The 18,360-nt window shown below is 56.3% G+C and carries 13 protein-coding genes; 5 read left to right on the top strand and 8 right to left on the bottom strand.

The window, feature by feature from the left end; all coding sequences use genetic code 11:
- Nucleotides 1–311 precede the first annotated feature (311 nt).
- Nucleotides 312–1,514, top strand: a complete 1,203-nt coding sequence (locus H6F59_RS05765) for a bifunctional oligoribonuclease/PAP phosphatase NrnA (RefSeq protein ID WP_190519010.1) — start codon at nt 312–314, stop codon at nt 1,512–1,514.
- Nucleotides 1,515–1,623: 109 nt separating this feature from the next.
- Here H6F59_RS05765 and H6F59_RS05760 read toward each other — a convergent pair whose 3' ends face one another.
- The 4 genes from H6F59_RS05760 to H6F59_RS05745 form a co-directional block, all read right to left on the bottom strand.
- Nucleotides 1,624–4,854: an efflux RND transporter permease subunit gene (locus H6F59_RS05760; protein ID WP_190696291.1), complete on the bottom strand. Its 3,231-nt coding sequence runs from the start codon at nt 4,852–4,854 to the stop codon at nt 1,624–1,626.
- Nucleotides 4,855–4,952: 98 nt separating this feature from the next.
- Entirely contained in the window at nt 4,953–6,224 is a 1,272-nt protein-coding gene (locus H6F59_RS05755; protein WP_190696288.1) for an efflux RND transporter periplasmic adaptor subunit, read from the bottom strand.
- Nucleotides 6,225–6,371: 147 nt separating this feature from the next.
- Complete coding sequence (locus H6F59_RS05750) at nt 6,372–7,139, bottom strand: lysozyme (protein WP_190696285.1); 768 nt, start codon at nt 7,137–7,139, stop codon at nt 6,372–6,374.
- A gap of 43 nt (nt 7,140–7,182) precedes the next feature.
- Nucleotides 7,183–8,103 carry an SDR family oxidoreductase gene (locus tag H6F59_RS05745; protein WP_190696282.1) on the bottom strand — a complete coding sequence of 307 codons (921 nt, stop codon included), beginning with the start codon at nt 8,101–8,103 and terminating at the stop codon, nt 7,183–7,185.
- A 10-nt stretch (nt 8,104–8,113) separates the two neighbouring features.
- Between H6F59_RS05745 and H6F59_RS05740 the strand changes: the two genes are divergently transcribed.
- The 3 genes from H6F59_RS05740 (at nt 8,114) to H6F59_RS05730 (ending at nt 11,929) form a co-directional block, all read left to right on the top strand.
- On the top strand, nt 8,114–9,493 hold the full coding sequence (locus H6F59_RS05740) for a mechanosensitive ion channel family protein (protein ID WP_242021282.1): 1,380 nt from the start codon (nt 8,114–8,116) through the stop codon (nt 9,491–9,493).
- A gap of 65 nt (nt 9,494–9,558) precedes the next feature.
- Nucleotides 9,559–10,575 (top strand): endonuclease/exonuclease/phosphatase family protein, encoded by a 1,017-nt coding sequence (locus tag H6F59_RS05735; RefSeq protein WP_190696278.1) that lies wholly within the window; start codon nt 9,559–9,561, stop codon nt 10,573–10,575.
- Between the two features lie 145 nt (nt 10,576–10,720).
- Complete coding sequence (locus H6F59_RS05730; protein ID WP_190696276.1) at nt 10,721–11,929, top strand: anion transporter; 1,209 nt, start codon at nt 10,721–10,723, stop codon at nt 11,927–11,929.
- A gap of 150 nt (nt 11,930–12,079) precedes the next feature.
- On the opposite strand, the gene H6F59_RS05725 is transcribed toward H6F59_RS05730, so the two are convergent.
- The 4 genes from H6F59_RS05725 to H6F59_RS05710 all read right to left on the bottom strand — a co-directional run bounded on the left by H6F59_RS05725 (nt 12,080) and on the right by H6F59_RS05710 (nt 16,421).
- Nucleotides 12,080–12,733 carry a response regulator transcription factor gene (locus H6F59_RS05725; RefSeq protein WP_190696273.1) on the bottom strand — a complete coding sequence of 218 codons (654 nt, stop codon included), beginning with the start codon at nt 12,731–12,733 and terminating at the stop codon, nt 12,080–12,082.
- Nucleotides 12,734–12,763: 30 nt separating this feature from the next.
- Nucleotides 12,764–13,861, bottom strand: coding sequence for a sensor histidine kinase KdpD (locus tag H6F59_RS05720; protein WP_190696270.1), 1,098 nt, complete (start codon nt 13,859–13,861; stop codon nt 12,764–12,766).
- 107 nt (nt 13,862–13,968) lie between these two features.
- Nucleotides 13,969–15,390 carry an ammonium transporter gene (locus H6F59_RS05715; protein WP_313887121.1) on the bottom strand — a complete coding sequence of 474 codons (1,422 nt, stop codon included), beginning with the start codon at nt 15,388–15,390 and terminating at the stop codon, nt 13,969–13,971.
- 506 nt (nt 15,391–15,896) lie between these two features.
- Nucleotides 15,897–16,421, bottom strand: coding sequence for a hypothetical protein (locus H6F59_RS05710; protein WP_242021281.1), 525 nt, complete (start codon nt 16,419–16,421; stop codon nt 15,897–15,899).
- A 369-nt stretch (nt 16,422–16,790) separates the two neighbouring features.
- On the opposite strand from H6F59_RS05710, the gene H6F59_RS05705 reads away from it, so the two are divergent.
- On the top strand, nt 16,791–18,284 hold the full coding sequence (locus H6F59_RS05705) for a glycosyl hydrolase family 57 (RefSeq protein WP_190696267.1): 1,494 nt from the start codon (nt 16,791–16,793) through the stop codon (nt 18,282–18,284).
- Nucleotides 18,285–18,360 lie beyond the last annotated feature (76 nt).

The following is an 18,360-nucleotide window of genomic DNA, read 5'->3' as shown; positions in this document are numbered from 1 at the left end:
GGCGTCATCGCTGCTCGACTGCCGGCAGATTCATCCCTAGGGTGCTGCCTTAGGCCATGGGGCTTGAAATCCCATAGCCTGATAACCGTTTGCATCAGACTCTATCGGGTGACTCTAACAGTTCCGCTGCAATTTGCGATAATTAAGTAGGGCCGCGGCGCTATTGACAGCGCTTTTGAATCAAGACGATGGTGAGCCAAGCGGGTTGACGTTAGCTTTCCTAACGCCGTTGAGGTCTATCCCTTGTCTTTGCACTAAGGGGCTATGTCTACCTACCATCGAGCGCGCTGTCGCACAAGGAATTGCCCATGATGACATTCAATTTAGACTCTGAGACCGCTGAAGCCACCTTTTCTAACGGCAGCGGGATGACTTCTCTTGTGCCCCGCCCCGAGAATGACAGTGACTCTGAAGATCCGGTACAGGCGGTGCGTCGGCTGCTGGAGGGGCACCGCGGCGATCGCCACCTGGTGCTGCTGCAAGATTTCCCTGACCCCGATGCGCTATCGTCAGCCTGGGCCTACAAGCTGATTGCCAGCAACTACAAAATCGAGTGCGACATTGTCTACGCGGGCACCCTCAGCCACCAGGAAAACATTGCCCTCGTCCGGCTTACGGGCCTGCCTGCCCGCCGCTGGCTAACCGCCGCCGATAGTGCTAGCCTGGCTAACTACCAAGGGCTAGTGCTGGTCGATAACCAAGGCACGACGAGCCAACTCTACGAACACCTACGGGAGGGGGGGCTGCCTCTAGTGCTGGTGATCGACCACCATGCCCCCCAGTCTAAGCTAGACGCAGAATACATCGATCTGCGCCCCCACATTCGGGCTACGGCCACCATCTTGACCCAGTATTTGCAGCAGGGGTTGCTGAACCTCGATCGCAACAACAGCAAGCACACCAAGTGTGCCACCGCCCTTATGCATGGCCTGCGGGCCGACACCAACCAGCTCATGCACGCTGGGCCCAGCGACTTTATGGCGGCGGCCTACCTGAGCCAGTTTTACGACGGGCAGCTGCTCAGTGCGGTGCTGCAAGCCTCGCGCTCCAAGCGAGTGATGGATGTGATTGAGCGATCGCTGCGCAACCGCAAGGTGCAAAACAACGTCTCTATTGCCGGGGTCGGCTATCTGCGCTACGACGACCGCGACGCTATTCCCCAGGCGGCAGACTTTTTGGTGACCGAAGAAAACGTGCACACCGCCGTGGTCTACGGCATCGTTCACGACGAGGATGAAGAGCGCGAGGTGGTGATTGGCTCTTTGCGCACCAGCAAAATCACCCTTGACCCCGACGAATTTATCAAAGAAGCCTTCGGCCAAGACAGCGAGGGTCGCTTCTTTGGCGGCGGGCGATCAATGGCCGGCGGCTTCGAAATTCCGGTGGGCTTTTTGTCGGGCTTTTATGAAAACTCGGAGTTCAACCGGCTCAAGTGGGAAGTCTTTGACACCCAGATCAAGCAGAAGCTTTGGCGGCTCATTAACCCTGAAGAGGGCATGATCAATACCGACTAGAACTCTCTGCTCAGCGGCAGCATCTTGACGCAAGCAAGCGGCTAATCACAAAATCCCACCTAGTGAATCTAGGTGGGATTTTGTAGTTAACGGCTGAGAATTTCGTCCTCTAAGATTGAAAAACTTCAGACGAATCTACCGGCTCAATCGAGTCGTCTTCGGCGATCGCCCCTTTGCCGCCCGAACCAAACCCGCCATGGAGCAGGGTATAGAAGCAGGGAATGATAAACAGCGTCAGCACCGTGGCCAGAGATTGCCCGAAAAACACCACGATGCCCAAGGGTTGTAAGAATTCAGACCCTTCACCAATGCCCAGGGCCAGGGGAAACAGGCCCAGCACCGCAGTGATGGTCGTCATTAAAATGGGGCGTAGGCGACGAGGGGCAGCGCGCAGAATGGCTTCCTGGCGAGAGCAGCCGGTAGCTTTATAGATCTGGTTGGCCAACTCCACCATAATGATGGCGTTGTTGACCACAATACCTACCAGCAGCACAGCCCCGACAACCACCGTGGCGCCGATCGCGGTTTGAGTCACATACAGGCCTAAGATGCCGCCCGCCAGCGCCAGGGGCACTGTCAGCATAATCACCAGCGGGTCGATCAGCGAGTTGTACTGCACCGCCATGACCGTAAAGACTAGAAAGGCAGATAACGCCCCCAGCGTGACTAAGGCGTCCTGTAGCTCAGCATTGGTGGCCGCCGCCGAACTGGGCAGGACGGTTACTCCTTCAGGGAGTTCAAGGCTAGCGATCACGGTTTGGACTTCGTCTAGAGCTTCGCTAAGGCTAGCCCCCTCCGCCAGGTCTCCAGAGATTAAAAACACCTGCCGCCGGTTAATGCGCTGAATTTGGCCGGGGGCCTCCCCTAGCCCGACCTCGGCAACATCGCCCAGCTGCACCAGCTGGCCGTCGTCAGTGAATAGCGGAATATCCAGCAGTTGAGAGGAACGCTGCACAGTGCCGGGTTCAAGCTGCACCTTGATGTCTACCAGGCGGTTGCCCCGCTGTAGCTGGGTCGGAATTGACCCCGTCAGCGCCGTCTGAATGGTGGTGCCAATATCGGCGGCCGTGAGGCCCAAGTCTTCAGCTCTGGCCCAGTCGGGGCGAATCTGCACCTCTGCCTGAGGTTCTTCCCCATCGGGTCGATAGCGGGCTAGGGTAGCCTGTTGGCCTAGGGCTTCAACAACCTGCTGGCCAGCCTGTAGCAGGACTTCGGTATCTTCGCTTTGCAGGCCCACGTCGAGATCGGCGCGCACCGGAGAATTACTCAAAAACAGCCCTCGCACCGACTCGGGAGTGACGTTAATGCGGGTGTCCACTACGGGCAACTTGCTGAGTTCAGCATTGACGCGATCGACGTAGCCCACCGTGTTGGTGCCAGGCTTTAGCGTAATTGTGCTGCTGCCACGCAGGGTGTTTTCGCTGGTGCTAGTGCCAAAGAGAGAGCCGCCAGCGGTAGTAAACACGTAGTCGGTCTCAGGCTGAGTCAGCAGAAACTCTTCTACCGCCTGCATGACCCGCTGGTTAGCTGCCGCCGTCGTACCGGGTGGGAAACGGACGGAAACGCGAGCTTGCCCGGTGCTAATACGAGGCAAAATTTCCTGGGGAATTTGGCCCAGCATAAAAATGCTGCTGCCGCCAAACACCAGCAGAGCCAGAGCAATAATTATGATGCGATGCCGCAGGGCACGGCTGAGCCAACGCCCGTAGGCCAAGGTAACGCCTTCGAGACGGGTGTTAAACCAGCGAAATGGCCCCCAGCTCTGGAGCGATTGGGTGCTGCGCCCCATCACCATCCGTGCAGCCAGAGCAGGCACCACCGTCAAGGCCACCACCAGGGAGGCCGCTACAGAAAAGGTAACGGTCAAAATCAGTTCGTTGAAGATCAGTGAGATAAAGCCGCCAATCAGCAAAAAGGGCAGCACCGACACCAGGTTGGTGGTAGTAGCGGCTACTAAGGTTCCTTCTAGCTCCTGACTGCTAGCTTCGGCCTGAAAGATAGCTTCGCTGCGGCTGTAAACCCCGCCGGTCTGGCGCGATCGCTCCATTTCTTCAGCCCGGTTGGCCATGTTCTCGAGCATCACAATGGAGTTGTCGACCACAATGCCCACACCCAGGGCCAGCCCGCCCAGACTAAATACGTTGAGGGACAGACCAAACAACCCCATGAGAACCAGGGCGACCAGGCTAGCTAGGGGAATAGCCAGCAAAATAATAAATGTCTGCCGTAAAGACCCTAGAAATAGCAGCACGGCTAGGCCAGCCAGAGCAGCTCCAGACAGACCTGAGCCCGTCACGTTGTTGATGGAGCTGCGGATAAACCGCGACTCGTCGAGAGTGGCAACGGTCTCCATCCCCTCAGGAATTTGACCTGCCTGGCGCATCTGGTCGAGCTTAGACTTAACTCCATCCACTACATCTATAGTGTTAGCCGCTGGTTGCTTCTGAATGCTGACTTTGACCGCGGGCTCACCGTTTAGAGAGACAAAAACCCGCTGCTCTTCGGTGCCATCAATGACGGTGGCCACATCCTGTAGCAGCACCTGCTGGGGAGGGTCGGTGCCGGGTACGGTGATGGGTAGGTTTTGCAGCTCCTCTGCCGATTCAAAGCGGCCCACCAGTCGGGTGAGGGTTTCCTCGTCACCACCGCGCAGGCGACCACCGGAGATATCCTGATTGCGATCGCTGAGCGCATCAATGATGTCGGCTACCCCAATGCCCACTGCCTGCAAGCGGCGCAAATCCACATTCACCTGCACCTGCTCGTTGACCCCACCCGATACATCGGCGCTAGCTACACCGGGTACCTGCTGAACCTCTCGGGCTAACTCTTCTTCAGCAAAGATGCGCAACTCTTGGGCACTCAGGCTATCGGAGGTGAGCGCCATTTCATACACCGGTAGCTGAGAGGGATCAACCTTAAACAGGCGCGGTGTTTCAAAGGTTTCGGGCAGAGTGCCGCGGGCGCGGTTGAGAGTAGCCGTGGCATCGTTGAGAGCCTGATCGATATTGCCGCCGGGTTCAAAATACAAATCGATGCTGACCTGACCTTCTCGGGTTTGAGAAAACACCTGCACCACGCCTTCGGTGGTCGCCAGGGCTTCCTCTAGGGGCCGAGTAATCTCATCCACCGCCACCTCCGGTGACAGTCCTGGCGCATCACCACGGAGGCCAATGCGCGGATAGGTAATGGCGGGCAGCAGGTCCACCGGCAGCTGCGTAGTGATAAAAAAGCCCATCACAAAGACGGTCAGCGTCAGCATGAGGGTGCCAATGTGTTGCCGAATGGCTAGCCCGCTAATGCTAAAGCTGCTCTTAGGAAAGGAGGAGGGGGTAGTCATGGGTGGAGGGGTGGGAGGGGCGGAGCGGTGGGATGGTGACGGTAGTTTTGAGTTCTCTATGAAGCGCTTAATTCAAAACTTCAAATTCAAAACTTTCCTCAACCTTCGGAGGTCAAACTAAGCTCTACGGCTTGCCCGGCTTCTAGGGGCTGACTGCTGCGCACAACATACTGTTCGCCAGGGGCGAGGCCAGAGAGAATAGTGGCTTGGCCATCGGCGCGATCGCCCACCTGCACCGATCGTGACTCAACCACCGGGTCGCCCTTGGCTTCGGTGACGACAAAAATTTGGTTGTCACTGTTTTCTGCGGTTTCTAGGGCGCTTTCGGGCACAACTACGACATCGGATTGATTGCCGGTGCTGGTCACTCGAGCCAGCAGACCGCTACCAATGCGGCTGCCGGGGTTGGCCACGGTAATTTCAATGGGCAGAAGGCGCGAGGTGCTGTCGGCTACCGGTGAAATGCGCGTCACCTGCCCGGTAAAGGTTTCGTTGGGGAAGGCATCAATGGCAATCTCAACCGACTGCCCAACGCTAAATTCGCTGAGGCTGCTGTCGGCCACTTCAATCACCACCAGCACTTCTGACAGATCGCCCAGGGTTAAGACGGCTTCGCCAGGAAGAATTAAATCGCCAGGTTCGGCGACGCGCTCGAGCACGACACCTGACAGTGAGGCCGTTAGGTTGGCAAAGGAGAGGCGCTGCTGGGTCTCGCGCAAAATCGATCGCTGGGCTTCGACGCGCTGCTGGGCGGCCGCAACGGCCTGTTGTCGGGTACGTACCTGCTCTTGGGACGAGGCCAGGGCTTGTTCCGAGGTTCGCAGGGTGGTTTGAGCTTGCTCGGCGGCCTGGGTCGAGATCGCTCCTTGGGAGGCGAGGGTCACTAAGCGCTGAGCATCGTTGCTGGCCTGCTGAAGCCGCACCCGCGCGTCTTCAATGGAGGTGCGAATGTCGGCCAGTTCGGCCTCGGCTTGGGCGACCTCAAACTGGCGGGCAGCGAGTTCGGCCTGGGCCTCGCCCACGGCGGTTTGCAGCAGCACATTGTCGATGGTGGCAATCACCTGGCCCTGCTGCACCGTGTCACCCACGTCGCGGGTGAGGGAGAGCAGCCGACCTTCGGCCTGCGATCGCAGCGAGACCTCCCGCGCTGGGCTAGTGGTGCCAGTGTAGATGCGGCTCGAATCTTCGCCGGCGGCAGCTACGGCTGTATCGACTACGGCGGGGCCCTCTTGCTGCTCGGGCTGGGCCTGGGCGGCGGGCTCTACGGGTTTGCCACAGGCTACCGTTGCGATCGCAATACCCGCCATGATTAAAAGCCCTGATGAGCGGCCAAGGAGACCCCTGGCCGATCGAAACCGTTGAACAACCATGCCTTGAATTCCCTAAGCTGCTGGGTTTTAATTTACTTTACAGTTTTTAATCCTGGCGTCTATCTCTCAATAGATGTCAAGCCGTGCAGATTCTGCCAAACCAGTGCCTAGAACAACTTTTGGTGATTAACAGCACAACGCAGGACTCTACTCTTGGGTAGAGGCATCGGGTGTGTTCCACAGCTCAACTTCGGCTTTACGCCGGTTAACTAAGCCAGGAAACTCCTCACCGCCAGCCTTAGTAAACTTCATCAGTTCTGTGGGCACGGCATCGTACTCGCCAGCATGGAGCTTTTTCAGCAGCGTGCTTTCTTCAAAAGCCTGTAGCCCAATGTTATACACGAATGAAGCTAAGGCATCGCGCTGGTTGTTGGTAAGCTCAACGGTAACAAGATCGTCGATTTTTTGGCGAATTGGCTTCAAGTCTTGATCGAGCAGAGTTTTAGCCTGGGCTTGGCTAATACCCTTGGCAAAGGGTACCAATGCGCCGTCGATGTCAATGGTCCCTGACTGTTGCTCATGGGGTTGGATCAGGTGCCCGTAACCGATGATCTGGTTGCCCAAGCCGTCATCGTAGGGATAAATCTTCCCGTCCTCAGCCAAGCTGACGCCTTCGAAGGTGGCCACCAGATCAACCCCCGGCGTCTCTAGCTGAAGCTCCTGCTGGGCGACCTCGGGCAGCGGCGCGTGAGAGTGGCCGTTGATCAGCCTAACCGCCCACTTGCCTAGGCTTTCTGCTTCAGAGCGGGGCGGTTCTCCAAGCACATCAACGGAGCGCAAGCCCATGTTATTAGCCTGAATCGATCGATTGCTGTGCCCCACCATGCCGATAATCAGGGGCACTAAAATGCTTGCCGCTAGACCACTGAGCATCAGAATCCTTTGCCAAACCGGGGGCAGCTTGTCATCATCCATGGCAGCAGGGGGTGAGAATGCACAGGCTCCAAGCCCCAAAGGTTTATTGAGTGCGAGAGCTTAGCGACCATTCTTTCACAGCTGTCAACCCCGCCATGATGCCGCGCGGGCGATAACCCAACTCAAACGCCTTTTGGCTGGCAGACGACACATCGGGCGGGCGGGGGGCAGGTAGGGTCACATCGGCCTGTTTGCTGGCCAGAATGAGGTCTTTATCGAGGCCAAAGACCTCGGCCATCCGCAGGCCAAAGTCGTAGCGACTGATGCGATCGGGACCGCCAAGGTGCAGCAGGCCAGAGGTTTTTTCGAGGGCGAGCAGCAGGCCAAGAGCGGCATCTTCGACGTAGGCCGGAGTGCGAAACTCGTCGGTAAACAGATGTAGGGGCTGCCCTGCTTCCAGCGTGCGCAAGAAGCCTTGCAAAAAGCACTCTGCCGTCGGGCTGGGCGGACCGTACAGCAGCGGCATGCGGCAAATCACAGCGGCGGGGTGTAAGGCCTGAATGATGGTCTCAGCTTCGACCTTGTGGCGACCATAGACGCTGATGGGGTTGGGAGGCGAGGTTTCGTCGTAGGGAGCCGCCAGGCCGTCAAACACCTGGTCGGTAGAGGTAAAGGCCAAGGGAATTTGGTGGCTGCCGCAAAACTGAGCCAGCACCCGCGTCGCTTCGACATTCATGGCGTAGGAGAGGTCGGGCTCCTGCTCACAGCGGTTGGGCTGCGACAGGGCAGCGGTGTGGATCACGGCGTCGGGGGCGACCTGTGTAAGCCACTCGTTGAGAGCGATCACATCAGTCAGATCAATACAGTGCAGCTTGACCCCTGGCAGCGGCGGAACGTGGCGGTGGTAGGTGCCCTCGACCTGCCAGGTCGCCTGGGCTGCGCGGGCCAGATGCCAGCCCAAAAAGCCGCTAGCACCAGTAATCAAGAGTCGGCGGTGGGTTGAGGCCAAGGTGGGGTGTGCCATAGCGCCCGAGATGGGGTTGAATGAAGGATTGCCGGGCAAGAACTGCCGGGTAATGGGCCTAGCGGAGTTAAACAACAGTATGGCTTTGGGAAGACAGAACCATCGGCGGCTCTGGCTGCTAGCGCTCGGTCTAGGACTGGCCTTGATCTTTAGCTGGCCGGTGCCCCACGCTGGACTGCCCGCCTTTGCTCAAACAGCGGTAGAGCCAGCGGAGCAATTTTTTGCCGACGTACTGGTGCAGGGGCAGCCCGTATTGCAGGTGGGAGGTTTGCCCGATGTTAGCGCGGTTGAGCGGGCCGGGCAAATCAACCGGCGCATTGCCGCTTTGCTCAACCAGACCGATAACCCAGACCCTATTACCGTCAACGTTGATGGCGATCGCGACCTGGCCACCCTGCAAGTCAACCAGCGGGTGATCATGACTGTGACCGAGCAAGACGCGCTGGACTTTGACACTGATATGGCCACCCTGGCTCAGCGCTGGGCCGACCTGCTCAACCAGGCGATGGCCCGTACTAATCTGGCGGCGGCGGTGTCCTATCGCATTCGCGGCACCTCTCAGCAGATGGTGAGAAACACCCTAGATAACCTACCCGCACTACTGGGGGCGCTGGTGGTGCTAGTGCTGACCTGGCTGCTAGCGGCGGTAGTGCGCCACGCCGTGCTGGTGTGGGCCTCAAAAACCGAGGGCGATCGCACCACCGAAGAGCTGATCAGCCGCCTCTGCTATGGCGGCGTGTGGACCTTAGGATCTGTAGTGGCCCTAGGCGTAATGGGGCTCAACTTTGCCGCTCTGCTTGGCACTTTGGGCCTGACCAGTGTCGCCATCGGCTTTAGCCTGCGCGATGTGTTGAGCAACTACATATCTGGGGTGATTTTGCTGGCCACCCGGCCCTTTCGCATTGGCGACCAGATCGTCATTAACAATTTCGAGGGCACGGTGACTCAAATTCAGCTGCGGGCCACCACGGTGCAAACCTACGACGGCCGCTTGGTCTACATTCCCAATCAGGAAGTATTTCAGAGCAGCATTACCAACAACACCGCCTCGCCCGTGCGCCTCAGCAGTGTCACCGTGGGCATTGACCACAACGCCGATCTGCCCGACCTGTTCAACCGCATTCAGCAGCAGATGAAGCAAGTTGAAGGGGTTGAGCTTGACCCCGAACCCATTGTGCTGGTGCGAGAACTGACTCCCAGCACCGTAAACCTTGAGGCGCAGTTTTGGGTGAATTCTCGAAAACAGTCATTTTTGCAGGTCACCTCTCAAGTTTTAGCGGCCATCAAGCTAACGCTGCAAGACGCCCAGTTTGCTGAAACTAACGCCCCTGAAGACATGGCGATCGAGCCCCTCTCCAACGAACCCTTGCCCAATCCTCCCATCCCTTGAACGGCATCTATAGCCACTGGCGGCAACGGCGCTATTCTTAAACGCACCCCCACTCAGCGGCAGCTATGGAACGCAATCAGTTTCGCGTCGGCACCTTCAACCTCAACAACCTGATGCTGCCCGATCGCGAGTTTTACCCTGGCGAAGTCCATTCCCAGGTTAACTACCTGAAAAAGCTCACCTGGATTGGGGCCCAGCTCGATCGCATGAAGGTGGACATCTGCGGCTTTCAGGAGGTGTTTCATCGGGGAGCGCTGAAAGAAGCTCTGCACCGCAGTGAATACCACCAGCAGCATGAAGTTGTTATGGCCGAGGGGTTTGGGCGGGGGCCTGGGGTGGCGCTGGCGACTCGGTTTCCAGTGCTGGGGCAGCGCATGTACGACAACTTTCCGCCCGAAAGCGTGCTGGATCTAGAGGGGGCTGAGATCCCAATTCGGCGGTTTTCGCACCCGGTATTAGCGGTCGATTTGGCCCTGACAGAGACGATTCATTGCACCGTGTTTGTGGTGCACCTGAAGTCAAAGCGGCCAATGATGACCAACGGTGTCGATCGCAGCGATCCGGTCGAAATTGCCAAGGGCCACGCCCGCTCGCTGATTCGCCGCACCGCCGAGGCCGCTGCCCTGCGGTTTTTGCTGATGGAGGGGCTGCGCGATCGCCGCTATCCAGTGATTGTCATGGGCGACGTCAACGATAACCACACCGCCGTCACCACCCAGATCGTAACTGGGCACCCCCCCTGGGAATCTTGGCCCTACCGCAAAAAAGCCCCCGTGTGGGACGTGCTGCTCTATCAGGTCAAAGACATTCAGGCCCGGCTGGGCTACGGCGACCACTACTACACCTACATTCATAACGGCCACTACGACAGCCTTGACCACATTATGGTGAGCGAAGAGTTTTCGGCCCAAAACCGCGATCGCATTGGCCGCGTCACCTATGTGTCGGTGTTTAACGACCACCTGTTCGACCAAACTCTGCTAGATGAAACGATCGAACCCTGGCAGTCCGATCATGGGCAGGTAGTAGCCACCATTGAGCTCAACCCGCCCCAGTCGGCTCACCCCCAGCTAGTGGTTTAGCGCAGTTAGCAGAGGAGGGGAGTCGCCAATGAATCAGGTTTAGTCGAAGTTAGGACAAACCCAAATGCCACGATTTAATCTAGGAGGCATTTCTTAATTTTCGTTCTTCTATTTTCATTCTTTCGCCATATTTCTGGCCTCTGGTATGACATTGACCTCAAACTGGCTGACTCTGGGGCAGGGGTTGGTGCTGGTGCTCAGCTACTTGGGGCTGGCACTGGGCTACGTGCCGGGCCTGCGCATGAATCGGGCCACCATCGCCCTGGTCAGCGCGGCGGTGCTGGTGGCCCTGGGCACCCTGTCTTTAGAAGCCGCGTGGGCCGCCATTGATGCCAATACCATCGTGTTTTTGCTCAGCATGATGGTGGTCAACGCCTACCTCTCCTACGCCGGTTTTTTTAATCTGGCCCTGGTGCAACTGCTGCGCTTGACCAGCAGTCCCCTGGGCCTGCTGGTGCTGTTGACCCTGGGCACGGGGGCGCTGTCGGCGGTGTTTCTCAACGACACCTTGGCCCTGGTGAGCACGCCGCTGACCCTACAGCTCACCCGGGCGCTCAAGCTCAACCCGGTACCCTACCTGCTGGCGATCGCCGGGGCGACCAACACTGGCTCCCTTGCCACCCTCAGCGGCAATCCGCAGAACATCTTAGTGGGGTCGTTTTCAAACATTGGCTACTTGGCTTTTGCTCAGGCGCTGCTGCCGATCGCAGTAATGGGGTTGTCCTTACAAGTCGGCTTGCTGTGGTTGATTTACCCGGAGGTGCGATCGCTGACTCCCTGCCCATCGCCAGTGTTGCCCCGCCTGCGCCTGCACCGACCGCTGCTTGTCAAAACCACGGTGGTATCTGCTCTAATGCTAACCGCGTTTGTTGTGGGTCTTCCCCTGGCCGAGTCGGCCTTTTTGGCCGCCGCCGCCCTGCTGATTACCCGCCGCATCAAACCTCAGCGGGTGCTGGGGGCGGTCGATTGGTCGCTGCTAGTCATGTTTTCGGGGTTGTTTATTCTCACCGAGGCGGTGCGATCGCTTCAGGTGCTCGATGCCGTCGCTCCGTGGGTCGCTCACCCCGCCGGCCTGCTAGTAACAACAGCAGGGCTTTCTAACCTGATCTCCAACGTGCCTGCGGTCCTGCTGATTCAAGGGCTGATTGCCCCAGAAGACACCCAAAGCTGGCTGCTGCTGGCGGCAGGCTCTACCTTGGCGGGCAATCTCACCCTATTTGGCTCGGTGGCCAACCTGATCGTTGTGGAAGCTGCCGCTGGGGAGGGCTATGCCGTCACTTTCTGGCAGCACCTGCGCTTTGGTTTGCCGCTCACCCTGCTGACCCTGGCACTGGCCTACATTTGGCTAGTTTAGAGCTGTGAAACAGTTTCCTATCGAGCGGTGGAGCACCGTTGGGGCGGTTTAGCAATTGCTGCGCTGGTCTAGCGTTACTGACCTTCGCCGGACTAGAGTGGCGGGCTGTTCGCGTGTTGCTAATGACTCAAGCCCTTGTCCAAGCAGAACTTAGGCATTAGAGGGCGAGGTAATCAGGCCTTTTTGCAGCGCAAGGAGGGCGGCCTGGGTGCGATCGCGCACATCCAGCTTTTGCAGAATGGCGTGAATATGAACTCTGACTGTGCCTGGGGTAATGTAGAAAGCTTCGGCAATTTCTTGGGTTGTCTTGCCTACCGTAATGAGCTGCAAAATTTGTTTTTCTCGCGGCGTCAACAGAAACTCAGGGGCTCTTTTTGATTGGGCAATACCTTGAATTTCAAGAGTTGCCGTGTGGTCCCACCAAGAGGCACCAGCAATCACCGATCGCAAGGCCAATACCAGAGTTTCTGGAGCACCGCCTTTCAAAAAATATCCTCGCACTCCCGTCGCAATTAACTGATTAATTAGGACGCTATCAGTCCGGGATGTAAGCACCAAGATTGGCAACTGGGGATATTGTTGTTTGATCTGCCGGCAGACCTCAACTCCGCCGATTCTAGGCAGTCCAATATCGAGCAAAACTACATCAAACTCATGCTGCTCCACCAGTTTGATCGCCGTTTCGCCGTCTCCAGCCTCTGTCACACTGTCGATATCGGCTTCCTGCTGCAATTTCATTCGCAACCCTAGGCGAAATAGTTCATCGTCTTCCACCAAGAGAACTCGCAGCCGTGGAGCGTCCATGGTCAATATTCGTAAGGGGAGTCAGCTGTATTATGCCGGCAGACTGAAGCCAAATACCGCTCCGCAAGGAACACGGTTTTCAGCCCAAATTGTGCCACCGTGGGCCTCAATAATCTGTCGAGACAAGTATAGACCCAAACCCGAACCCTTTGCCTGCCGATCGCTACACCCCTGGTAGAATCGCTCAAACAGCTGGGGCAGCTCTTCTGGACGAATCCCTAACCCTTCATCTAATACTTTCACCACCTGCTGATTGGGTTCAGAATCCTGCCAAGATTCTAAAACGATGTCAACTCTGCCATCTATAGGTGAGTGATAGATAGCATTAATTAACAAATTTGATATTACCCGGTGAAGCTGCAAACAATCTCCATCAACCCAGCAGGCCTCTGCCGCTATAGCTGTTGGGCTGAAGCTAATTGAAACCCGGTAGCTCGATGCCAGATCGCTTAAAGTATCAACAACTTGTTCTATCAATTCAACTAAATTGACGGGCGATCTTCTGAGCTGAACTCCTTCTGCATCATTACGGTAGATGTCTAGTACAGTTTCAACTAGTTGCAGGCTAGTTTTCTGGCTGCGCATCATGGTTGCCAACACCTGTTGTTGAGCCTCCGTGACACGGCCAAAACGCTCCTGCTGAAAGGCTTCTAGCGTTTCTATCGCCCCCAACAAAGGCGTTTTAAGGTCATGGGTCAAGGTGGAGACAAAATTTTCCCGAAAGGTGGCCAGTTGTTCTTGTAGCTGTAGCTTTGTTTGCTGTTGGGCAATAGCTTCCTCATAGGAGCGATTACGATGGCTTAGCACCCCCGCCACCACTATCGCAGCAACTGCAATAATTCGATTGCCGATCGTGTAGGGGGTAATGATGTGGCTACCGGGAATCCACAAATTAAAGAGGGTTAAAAACGACGCCAGCAGCGTCAAACGAAATGCAAAACGTGAGCTTAATCGTAGGGTGGCGAGCAGAATGGGGCCAATGTACAGATAGCTAAAGACATAATCTGCTGATGAGATTAGCTCCAGCAATATAATGCCTGTAAATAAGCCGCCCGTTATCCAAAGAATGCTTAATTGGGGAATTTGGCGCAATTGATGGGGGCTTGGATGAATCGGTCGGTCAACCATGGCAATGCGCAGGGTTAGCTTGCCCCCAAAAACGACAGGAGCCAGAATACTCAGCCTTCTAGTACTCTAGCTCCTGCTGTTTGAAAAGGCACCGTTTACAGTGTCGGCTAATGACTGGGGTGACTGGTAGTTGTCGCAGTGAAATCAGAAGTTAACTGCTCACCGTACCCAACCTCACTATGCTCTGCGGGGTCCAAACCTTGGGTTTCTACCTCAGGGGAAACCCGTAACCCCATAATTGCATGCAGAATTTTGAGCAAGACAAAGGTGCCCACGCCAGCAATCACATAGGCGATCGCGACTGCTACTATCTGCTTCACCAGTTGTCCCGGATTTCCGTAGAGCAGGCCATTGGCGCCAAACTCATTCACATCGGTACTGGCAAAAACCCCGGTCAGAATTGCCCCTACAGTCCCTCCAACTCCGTGCACGGGGAAAGTATCTAGGGCATCATCAATACCCATTTTGTTTTTGATGCGAATGGCGTAGTAGCAGCAAAACGCAGTAATGCCCCCAATTAATAAGGCCGCCACCGGAGTCACAAAACCAGCCGCAGGGGTAACGCCTACTAGACCGGCAACCAGACCCGTGGCCAGACCCACCGCCGTCGGCTTACCTGTCAACACCCACTCCATCAAAATCCAAACTAGACCTGCTGCCGCAGCACCACAGTTGGTAGCAACAAAGGCAACAGTGGCTAACCCTCCCGAAGCTAAGGCGCTGCCTGCGTTAAACCCGAACCAGCCAAACCAAAGCAGGCCAGCCCCCAACATAATGAAAGGTACATTGTGGGGCGCTGTGAGCCCACTGGGGTAGCTTCTGCGATTGCCTAAAACTAAGGCCGCCACCAAGGCAGAAACTCCAGAACTAATGTGGACAACGGTGCCGCCAGCAAAATCAAGGGCACCAAAGCCACCATATAGACCCATAAATCCGCCTTTGGCCCACACCATGTGAGCTAAAGGGCAGTAAATGAATATGGACCACAGTAAAACAAACCAGAAATAGGTCTTAAACTTTAGTCGCCCTACCAAAGCTCCCGAAATTAGGGCAGGCGTAATGATGGCAAACATGCCCTGAAACATCATGAATGCTTGGTGGGGAACTGTCGCAGCATAGGATACGACGGCCTCTGGCTCAGACCCAAGCAAGTAGTCAGTAGTCTCTAGCCCAACCCCATTTAGAAAGAGCCACTGCAATCCGCCGATGAAGGGCGTTCCAGGAGCAAACGCCAGGCTGTATCCCCACAGAATCCAGGTGACGCCAACGAGCAGCATGAGTACAAAACTCATCATCAACGTATTAAGAACGTTGAGAGAGCGTACAAAACCGCCATAGAAAAACGCCAGGCCCGGCGTCATTAAAAGTACTAAAGCTGTACAGAACAACATGAATGTTGTATCTGCCGCAGTTTGGGCTGCAGCTGCCGCTTCAAGCGGGTCAGGGGCCTGTGCCCATGCCTCTCCTGGAAATAGCCCTAGGGTTAAGCAAAGGGCAATCGCCAACGTTGCCAGAATCCGAATACCCACGTCTGATTACTCTCCGGAACTCAAAACACTGTGGAAATCATAGTCATAACCCACTCAACCTACTCAGGGAGGGAACCCCAAAATGTAGCAATTTTTGCAGTTTAGGCTATTCAAACGTTTGTTATAGGTTCAACTAAACGCTTATGGAATAGGTCTTCTTGGGCGTAGTCTGCTAGGATTTTAGCTACCTTAAATAGGTAACTCTAAAAATGCTGTCAATTGAAATTCAAAAACTCAGTTGCTAGCTCAACACACTTAGACATCCTAATGGATTCGGCCCGACTCACAGGCTGAATCCATTTATTTTTAGGTTGTTCAAAGCTATCTAAAATCTTTGATTTGATCGGCGTTAGTCAAAGCTTAGTGGACGAAACTCAAATGTTCCGCACCAGCCAATTTCAGGCACAAGCTTAGGCAAGGGAGGCTCCGTTTTAAGAGAAGTCAGTTGGATAATGTAGCCCACGCCAGCCAATCCAGGACGATGGCGTTGGTACCATTCTTTTAGGTCAGTATTCTTTTTTTAAGTTCCCGTGTTTATCGTGTTCTTTCAGCGATAGCTGCACAGTCATGCTGGAGAGATAAGCGCAGATTTGTACTAAGTATTTGCCTGGGGGAACGTCAATAATCTGGAAAATTCGATAGTTTGGCTCAGGCGGATTTCCTGCGATCGCATAGGCTAACTCGTCTGCATCACCCCTTCCACAGTGAATGACAAATTTGCCGCAGGGAATCGTTAGTTTCCAAGCCAGCTTTGCAATCCAATTATGCTCTTCCGGCTCGGTCAGGTTGCCCAAGACAATCGCTGTATGGCCATCCAGTGCACAATCGCCATCAAAAAATAGAGGTATGCAAATGCCGCGCATCAGCAGATTGTTGATGGCTTGCTCATCTGCTTGACCCAAGACATTGGATAACTCCTCGGCTGTGAGCCCGCTGCCCCCTAGGCTCGTAGAGGTGAGCAGGTAGTAGTGACCATCGCAAAAGAAATCTTCTGCTAGGGGAATGAGCTGTCGTGTCAGTGGTTCAGGCATTTTGTGGGGTTGAGATTTGCTTGCAGCCCGGCACAAATCTGCCCTGATGCCCAGCCGAGATGAGGGTTAGCATACCGATTCTGTCTCTTTGTATCAAAGGGACTTAGCGTTTTTTATCGTCGCCATGGCGATCGGCTCAGCTAGGGCAATAGAGCCGACCCTGCTGCATGCTCTGCGATCGCGTGACCGACTCTGCAATACCTCTTTCGATAGAGACAAAGGCCTGTTTTCGGCTTCCTTTACTGAGAGGCGATTCCCACCGCCACGAAATGTTACTGGCGGTGGTGTAAGTGCTTCAACCGGTGTAACACTAAATAGTGACCATAGGCTCGCCCGAAGTACGGGAGGCCAATTCCCGGAGGTTTCTGGATGACCAGCGCTATGCTCTCCCCTATAGACTGGCCCGCCCTTGAAGACGGGCTGCCCCCGCTGTCGGGTCGAGAGGCCGATATTGCCGGCATCATGGCCAACCCGGAGCCGGTGTTTTTGCCCCGCACCAACCTGAACCTGGCAGATATTTCGGCGGGGTTTGCGATCGCCCTGCACATGCACCAGCCCACCATTCCCGCTGGGGCCACGGGTGAGCTCATCAACCACCTCCAGTACATGTTTGAGCACCCCTACGACGGGGACAACCACAACGCCGGCACTTTCGCCTACTGCTACGCCCGCCTAGGCGACTTCATTCCAGAGCTGGTGAACCAGGGCTGCAACCCCCGCGTCATGCTCGACTACTCAGGCACCCTGCTGTGGGGCCTCCAGCAGATGGACCGGCAAGATATTCTGGCTAAGCTGCGTCGACTGGCCTGCGACCCCACCTATCAACCCTACGTCGAATGGCTAGGCACCTGCTGGGGCCACGCGGTAGTGCCCTCGACCCCCGTGCCTGACCTCAAGCTGCACATTCGCGCCTGGCAGCACCACTTTGCCGCTCTGTTTGGGGCCGAAGCCCTGGCTCGGGTACGAGGTTTTTCGCCGCCGGAGATGCACCTGCCTAACCATCCCGATGTGCTCTACGCTTTTGTCAAAACCCTCAAAGACTGCGGCTACCGCTGGATGCTGGTGCAAGAGCACACAGTGGAATCGGTAGAGGGTCATGGTCTATCGCAGCCCCACCTGCCCCACCGCTTGATCGCCCGCAACGCCCAGGGCGAGGTCGAAGAAATTGTGGTGCTGATCAAAACCCAAGGGTCTGACACTAAGCTAGTGGGTCAGATGCAGCCCTACTGGGAAGCTAAGACCCTGAGCCAGGTTGCCCTCGGCAACGCCACGGTGCCGCAGTTGGTCAGCCAAATCAGCGACGGCGAAAACGGCGGCGTGATGATGAATGAGTTCCCCAGCGCCTTTATGCGATCGTGGTACGAAATGCGCGAGCAGGGGGGCGGTCACCGGGGTGTAGTGGGCTTTAACGGCACCGAATACCTAGAGCTGTTGGCAGCGGCGGGGGCCGGACCAGAGACCTTCCCGATCTGTCAGGCGGTGGGGCAGTCACGGCTTTGGCAAGCTATGGGTGACGCCAGCGGCCCCGATGCCGTGGCGGAGGCGATCGCCACCCTCCGCGCCGAAGACAGCAATTTTTCCATGGAAGGCGGCTCTTGGACGGGCGATCGCAGCTGGGTGCAGGGCTACGACAACGTGCTCGACCCCATGCAGCGCCTGTCTGCCCAATTTCACCGAACCATGGCTCGTCAACCCGAGCGAGGCGATGATCTAGAGCGCCAGCACCGCTATCGCAACGCCCTGATTCACAATTTGCTGCTGCAAACCAGCTGCTTTCGCTACTGGGGCCAGGGCACCTGGACGGGCTATGCCGAGGAGCTCTACCGTCGCGGTCAGGCGATTTTGGCCCACGACTTTGCCTAGGGTGCAATCTGCGATCGCCGGGCGGCGGTTGAGCATCGGGTAGTGATTCAGACATCTTGCGATCGCCACTTATCCC

This window comes from Nodosilinea sp. FACHB-141, from assembly GCF_014696135.1.
GTDB lineage: Bacteria > Cyanobacteriota > Cyanobacteriia > Phormidesmidales > Phormidesmidaceae > Nodosilinea.
Note: the sequence above shows the minus strand (reverse complement) of the source record. Positions and strands in the feature narration are given on the sequence as shown.